The sequence below is a fragment of the Massilia sp. CT11-108 genome, assembly GCF_047302915.1.
In the GTDB taxonomy this organism is placed as follows: Bacteria; Pseudomonadota; Gammaproteobacteria; order Burkholderiales; family Burkholderiaceae_D; genus Telluria; species Telluria orientalis.
In genome coordinates this window covers 1-6,868 of record NZ_JBKYMO010000314.1, presented here as the reverse complement: position 1 = coordinate 6,868, position 6,868 = coordinate 1, and the positions used below count along the sequence as shown (strand labels likewise).

At 65.0% G+C, this 6,868-nt stretch carries 8 protein-coding genes; 4 read left to right on the top strand and 4 right to left on the bottom strand.

All coding sequences use genetic code 11. The features are described from left to right. The 4 genes from ACEN88_RS21375 to ACEN88_RS21360 form a co-directional block, all read right to left on the bottom strand. The coding region (locus ACEN88_RS21375; RefSeq protein ID WP_413342823.1) for a Glu/Leu/Phe/Val family dehydrogenase at positions 1-655 on the bottom strand (655 nt) is incomplete at its 3' end. Between the two features lie 223 nt (positions 656-878). Next, on the bottom strand, positions 879-2,225 hold the full coding sequence (locus ACEN88_RS21370; protein WP_413342821.1) for a type II toxin-antitoxin system HipA family toxin: 1,347 nt from the start codon (positions 2,223-2,225) through the stop codon (positions 879-881). 2 nt (positions 2,226-2,227) lie between these two features. After that, the gene (locus ACEN88_RS21365; protein WP_413342819.1) at positions 2,228-2,491 is read right to left on the bottom strand and encodes a helix-turn-helix domain-containing protein; all 264 of its coding nucleotides are present in this window, start codon (positions 2,489-2,491) and stop codon (positions 2,228-2,230) included. 83 nt (positions 2,492-2,574) lie between these two features. After that, positions 2,575-3,516 (bottom strand): LysR substrate-binding domain-containing protein, encoded by a 942-nt coding sequence (locus tag ACEN88_RS21360; RefSeq protein WP_413342817.1) that lies wholly within the window; start codon positions 3,514-3,516, stop codon positions 2,575-2,577. Between the two features lie 301 nt (positions 3,517-3,817). On the opposite strand from ACEN88_RS21360, the gene ACEN88_RS21355 reads away from it, so the two are divergent. From ACEN88_RS21355 to ACEN88_RS21340, 4 genes are all read left to right on the top strand, one after another. After that, positions 3,818-5,089: a dicarboxylate/amino acid:cation symporter gene (locus tag ACEN88_RS21355; protein WP_413342815.1), complete on the top strand. Its 1,272-nt coding sequence runs from the start codon at positions 3,818-3,820 to the stop codon at positions 5,087-5,089. Between the two features lie 32 nt (positions 5,090-5,121). After that, entirely contained in the window at positions 5,122-5,907 is a 786-nt protein-coding gene (locus tag ACEN88_RS21350) for a porin (protein WP_413342813.1), read from the top strand. Next, positions 5,892-6,113, top strand: coding sequence for a porin (locus ACEN88_RS21345; protein ID WP_413342811.1), 222 nt, complete (start codon positions 5,892-5,894; stop codon positions 6,111-6,113). Before ACEN88_RS21350 ends, ACEN88_RS21345 begins: the two co-directional genes overlap by 16 nt. A 29-nt stretch (positions 6,114-6,142) precedes the next feature. Then, a partial coding sequence (locus tag ACEN88_RS21340; RefSeq protein ID WP_413342809.1) for a cache domain-containing protein occupies positions 6,143-6,868 on the top strand: 726 nt, incomplete at its 3' end.

Sequence of the window (6,868 nt, the reverse complement as noted above, 5' to 3'; positions counted from 1 at the left end):
GCGCCACACCGCGCCGCGCCGCGGCTTCCTGCCCGACGACGAACACGCCGCGGCCCGTCGCTTCACGGCGTCCCAGCGAGCCGCCCAGCGAGACCGGCTTGCCCGTCACGACGCCCGTCGACAGGTTCCCTTCGATCATGGCGTACGAATCCATCATCCAGGCCATGACCTGTTCGTTGGTGTTCACGTCCGGCGCGGGGATGTCCTTCGTCGGGCCGATCAGCATGCTGATTTCGCTCGTATAGCGGCGCGTGAGGCGCTGCAGCTCGCCCTTCGACAGGGTGGACGGATCGACGCGGACGCCGCCTTTGGCCCCGCCGTACGGCACGTTGACGGCCGCGTTCTTCACCGACATCCAGGCCGACAGCGCCATCACCTCCGACAGCGTCACGTCCTGGTGGAAGCGCACGCCGCCCTTGCCCGGACCGCGCGACAGGTTGTGCTGGACGCGGTAGCCCTCGTAATGCGCAATGGTGCCGTCGTCGCGTTCGATCGGGACGTCGACGGTCAGGATGCGCTTCGGACGCTTCAGCGTTTCGATCCAGCGCGACAGGCTGCCCAGGTGCGGGGCGACGCGGTCGACCTGTTGCAGGTACTGGCCCCACGGGCCGAGGTCGTTCGGGTTCAGGTAGGAAGGGATGTAGTCGTGGCTCATGGCAGGTCTCCGTGTGTGGTTCAAGGCTGAGCCCATCATAGGATGGGCGGCCGGAGACTGGCCAATGCTGCTTGCGCATGCGGTCATGCGCAAAAAGCATGGCTGTGTTTGCGCTATTCGTGCGGGCCGACAGCGGTTGTCGCGGTCGAGAGCATTGTCGTGATCGCGCTTACGGAATGGCGCTGAATGGCATGGACACTCGATGTTCGTTTGTTGGGTGTTCTTAGCTTGGCGGCATTGCTTCCAGCGCGTGCGCCGAAGCCAGCACGCCATCCAGAACCTTGTCCGCTACTGCGGCCGAGAAGCCGTCCGGAAGCTCACCACGGACCTTCTCCACGACGTCCGGCGTGCGCGCGATGAACTCCTGGAGCAGCGGCTCCGCGTTATCGCCGTAGCCGACCTTTTTCGCGGTGCTGTTGAAGTGCCTTCGTTGGATGTCGCGCGCCAGGTAGTGCCGGTTCTTGCCGAGAAGGGCCATCGCCATTTTGACTTCGTGTTCCGACCACTGGTTCGGGCCTGGGCCCATGACGGGGTAGGCCGACATCACATCATAGATGGGCGTCAGCTTGAAGCGGCCCGTGCCGGCCAGCAGCTGGATACTGAAGTTCTTGGCGTGGCCGTCCGGCGCGCGCAGCATCCAGAACAGCAGCTGCGACGCCATCAGCGTGCGCATGTCCTCTTTGGCCTGCTGCGACTGCTGGGCCAGCGTGAAAATTTGCTTCAGGCCCGGGCCACCTTCATTCTCATACTTCACCAGGGGCGACACGCCGGTGGCCTGGCAGAAGTCTTCCTGGACGAGCCGGAACAGGTGCTGACCGCTGGCCGAGCGCACCCGGTCGAAGCGCTCGACGACGAGGACACGCTGCTTGCCGAAGGTAGCAATCTCGGCGTTCGCCGTCGGCAGGCCGAATTCCTTGAACAGTCGTAGGCAGAGCCACTCGTTGTCGACCGAGGTCGAGAAGTCAGCTTTGCGGCCGCCGACGAGCCCGATTGGAAGCTTGAAGATGTGCGTCGTCGGCGTGGCGCCGCGCGGCTTCATCCATTTGCCATCCCACCACAGGAACGCGTCCTTCTCTTGCGCGCCAGCCAGAGAAATCCGGAAGTCGTCGTCTGGGGCCTGCGGGCCGCCGCGCTGGTCTGGGTTCACCACATCCAGAAGGTGGCGCTCGATGGCTTCGTCATCGACGACAGTGCCGTCCACGTGGTCAACGCCCTCCGGCTGGGCGCCATCCGGCAGCAGCTGCAGGGCGCCAACGCAGTCCCGGCCGATGGCGGCCAGCAGGTCGAACGCGTCAATGGAGCCTGTCTTGAACCGGGCCGCAACCCGTCTGCGGATCGAATCGCTGTCGGGCAGCAGGCCGTCGAAGTAGTGGGAGACCCGGGCCCCCTTCAGCGGCTCATTGTGCAGGTTGAAGGGTAGCGACAGCGAGATAGGGCGGCCGCGCGGGGAGGCGCACCAGCCGGCATCGTACTGCAGCTCCGAGTTTCCGGCAGCATTGACCGTCCAGCGGCCGACATATTCTCCGTTGGCCCAGAGATTGAGGGTTTGGTTGTGCGAGCGACGCCCCATGATTACCACTCCGCCGAGTTGCTGGCCGCCGACGTATCCCTCTCGCCGAGTTTGAGCTCCAGCTTTAGTGCCGAGCACCAGCTGAGCAGCTGTTTGACGCTGAGTTCCTCGGGGTGATTCTCGAGGTGCGAGATACGGTTCTGGCTGACCCCGACATAGCCAGCCAGCTCAGCCTGCGTGATTTTATGCCGTTTGCGCGTGGCCTTGAGGAGCTGGCCGAGGTGGGATGCCGTAGAGAGCGTGTGGTAGTCGGGCGCGAAGGACATAGGCAATATCCGATATTCAGATATGTCGAGTTTATCTGATTAGCAGATAAAGTCAATATATCTGAATATCGAATAAAGCGATTTTATTCGATATTCGGATAAATCGCAGACTGCTCCGCGACGAGGTACTCCCACAGATCCGCGACGATCTGCTTGCCCGGCCGCGCATCGGACGGCCGTTCCCGATACAGCCGGATCTCCATCTCGATCTCCCACTGACCCGGCTCGCTGGCCCGCGCCAGCTGCCCCTGCGCGACCTCGCGCGTGACCGCCGATTCGGGCAGGAACGCGATGCCATGGCCATCGAGCGCCATCATCTTGAGGCCTTCCGCCATGTCGGTCTCGTAGCGTTTGTCGAAGTGCAGGCCGGGCTTCGCGTCCGCGAGGATCAGGTCCACCATCCGTCCGAGGTAGGCGTTCGTCGTGTAGGAGAGGAACGGCAGCGGCGCGTCCTTGCGGCCGGGCAGGCGGTATTCCGGGTGACCGTCCGCGCCGCAGCGCGCGTACGCGCACAACGCTTCGCGGCCCATCAGCAGCATGTCGTAGCGGCCCGGATCGACCTGCACCGGCTGGCGCGGATGGTGGTAGCACAGCAGCAGGTCGCACCCGCCCTCGACGAGCTGCAGCACCGCGTCATGGACGTTGAGCGCGATGAGGCGGCTGTTGATCGACGCGAAGTCGCGTTCCAGCGCGGCGAGCCACTTCGGCACGAACGTGAGCGACAAGGTGTGCGGGACGGCCAGGTCGATCGTCTTCGTCGCCGTGACGCGGTTGTTGCGCAACATCTCGCGCACGCCGTTGATCTGCCCGAGCATTTCCAGCGCCTGTTCGTAGAAGATCATGCCGGCCGGCGTGACGCGGGTGGGGAACGTGGTACGGTCGATCAGGTCCGTGCCGAGCCAGTTTTCCAGCGAGCGGATGCGGCGCGAGAACGCGGGCTGCGTCACGTGCCGCAGCTGCGCGGAGCGGCTGAAGTTCTTGGTCTCGACCAGTGAAATGAAATCTTCCAGCCATTTGGTTTCCATGCCGCGTCCTGCACTGTTGAATATCGCGGCATTGTAAGGCCATTCCCGGCCCGGCATACAGGGCCTTGCGGAGCCTTTCCAATTATTCATACAGCCCCCGCCAAGGGCGTCCCGAAAGTTGGATGCTCCGGGCTCGCAAACTTCAGTTTCCAAAATAAAACACATTTGTAATCAGGCGTTTACGACGTAAATATTTCAAAGATCTCTCTGGCATGCGGCTTGCTGTTGTGGTCGCACCCGGTTCCCGCCGGGTCACGACAACACGCGGCGCCAAGAAACGCCGCGATTCTTGGAGATCAAAGTGAAAAAGAAGCGTCCCCTGACCCTGTACATCCTGATCGCGATGGTGCTGGGCGCCGCGGTCGGCTACGGCCTGCATGAAACCGTCGCCGACAAGACGATCAGCGCCGACATCGCCGCCCACATTTCCATCGTCACCGACGTGTTCCTCCGGTTGATCAAGATGATCATCTCGCTGCTCGTGTTCTCGACGCTGACGGTCGGCATCGCGCACATGGGCGACGGCCGCGCCGCGGGCCGCATCGGCATGAAGGCCATGGCCTGGTTCGTGATCGCGTCGCTGGTCTCGCTGAGCCTGGGCATGTTGCTGTCGAACGTGATGCAGTTGGGCGCGCACCTGAACCTGCCGCTGCCGCCGGTCGACGCGGCCACGGGCCTGAAGACCGCCGCGTTCACCTTGAAGGACTTTGTCGCCCACCTGGTGCCGAAGTCGCCGATCGAGGCGATGGCCAACAACGAGATCCTGCAGGTGCTCGTGTTCGCGCTGTTCTTCGGCGCCGCGCTGGGCGCGCTGGGCCAGTCGGCCGCCGGTCTCACCGCCGTGATCGACCAGCTGGCGCAGGTGATGCTGCGCATTACCGGCGTGATCATGAACATGGCGCCGCTGGCCGTGTTCGCGGCGATGGCCTCCATCATCACCACCAACGGCCTGGGCATCCTCCTCACGTTCGCGAAGTTCATGGGCGGCTTCTACCTCGGTCTCCTGACGCTGTGGGTGCTGCTGATCCTGGGCGGCTCGCTGTTCATCGGCAAGCGCGTGCTGCACCTGCTGGCGCTGATCCGCGAACCGTTCCTGCTCGCGTTTTCCACCGCCAGCTCGGAAGCCGCGTATCCGAAGCTGCTGCTGGCGCTCGACCAGTTCGGCGTGCAGCGCAAGATCTCCAGCTTCGTGCTGCCGATGGGGTATTCGTTCAACCTGGACGGCTCGATGATGTACTGCACCTTCGCCGTGCTGTTCATCACGCAGGCGTACGGCATCGACCTGTCGCTGGGCACGCAGATCACCATGCTGCTGCTGCTGATGCTGACCTCCAAGGGCATGGCCGGCGTGCCGCGCGCGTCGCTGGTCGTCATCGCCGCCACGCTGAACCAGTTCCACATCCCCGAAGCGGGCCTGCTGCTCCTGATGGGCATCGACCAGTTCCTCGACATGGGCCGCTCGGCCACCAATGCCGTCGGCAACGCCGTCGCCACGGCCGTCGTCGCCAACTGGGAAGGCGCGCTGGAAGAAAAACCGCAACAGGTCGCACCCGTCGTCGCGCAAGTCGGCTGACCACATAACAAATCAAATCAACGGAGACTTCATTGAAATATCGTCATATCGCTGGCGCCGGCGCGTGCGCGCTCGCCATGCTTGCCACCTGCGCGCAGGCGCAATCGTTCGTTAAAGTCTACGGCGTCGCCGACGCCGGCATCGTGCTGGACCGCGGCGGCGCCGCCGGTTCGTCGCAGAACATCGGCAGCGGCGTGGCGTCCGGCTCGCGGCTGGGCTTCAAGGGCAAGGAAGATCTCGGCGACGGCCTGAGCGCCGTCTTCGTGGTGGAAAACGGCTACAACATCGACACCGGCAAGGCCGCGCAGGGCGGGCTGCTGTTCGGCCGCCAGGCGTACGTGGGCCTGTCCGGCGCGGCCGGCACGATCAGCCTGGGCCGCCAGTACGCGCCGTACTACAAGGTCATGCGCGACATCGTCGACCCGTTCTGCACGGGCCTCGCGGGCAATGCGCAGAACATCCTCCCCGGACTCGGCCGGGTCGACAACTCGGTCGAGTACCAGTCGCCGAAGTGGAACGGCTTGTCCGCCGACGTGCTGGTCGGCGCGGGCGAGGTGGCCGGCGATGCCGCGAAGAACCGCACCTTCGACGCGTCGGCCACGTACGAAGCGGGTCCGCTGACGCTGGCGCTGACGCATCACCGGCAAAACGATGCGACGGGCGCCGCGCACGACCGCAACACGATGGTGGTGGGCCGCTACCGCTTCGGCACCGTGACCGCGCACGCGGCCTTCGCGCGCAACCGCAACGTCCTGGGGCATGCCAGCCGCGACGCGCTGCTGGGCGTGGCCGTGCGGGCAGGGTGCTGGCCTCGGTGATCGTCCACCGCGACGATTCAGGCCGCGACGCCCACGCGCGCCAGGCCGCGATCGGCTACGAGTACAGCCTGTCGCGCCGCACCGACCTGTACGCGGCGTATGGCCATATCGTCAACCGCGACGGCGCCGCGTACACGGTCGGCGACGCCACGAACGCCGGCACCGGCACCACGGGCATCAACCTGGGCGTGCGTCATGTGTTTTAATCGCACAACGTAAACATTCCAGGACCGCCATGCCCGCAGCCGCATCCACCGTCAACCCGCAGCATATCGGCCGCTGGCCGCGGCGGCTGGGGCTGTCGCTCATGCTGCTGCTGGTGTGCGCGGCGCTGGCGGCCGTGGCCTACCGTTATGCCGAGGATGCCGCGATCGACCGGCTGCGGCTGTCCGGCGCGCAGCGGCTGGACACGTACGCGGCAGGCCTCGAACACCTGCTGTCCAAGTACGATTTCCTGCCCGGCACGTTCGAATTGAACAAGGACGTCATCGCGCTGCTGCGCCAGCCGGACGACGAGGCGTTGCGCCGGGACGTGAACATCTACCTGGAGCGCGTCAACCGCCTGGCCGGGTCGACCAGCATCTACATCGTCAACCTGAAGGGCGTGACGCAGGCCGCCAGCAACTGGCGCGCGCCCGACAGCTACGTCGGCGACTACATCGCGTTCCGGCCGTACATACGCGAGGCCCTGCGGGGCATGCCGGGCGGTTTCTACGGGGTCGGCACGACCCGCGGCGAGCCCGGCTATTACTTTGCCCGCGGCATTTATCACGAGGGCCGCATGCTGGGCGTGGCGACCGTCAAGGTCAACATCGAGAGCCTGGAGGCGAGTTGGGCGGAGGCCGGCGGCAGGGCCTTGCTCACCGATCCGCATGGCGTCGTGTTCCTGAGTTCGGTGCCCGAATGGAAATACCGGACGCTCGCGCCGCTGACGCCGGCCGCGCGGCAGGAACTGGAACAG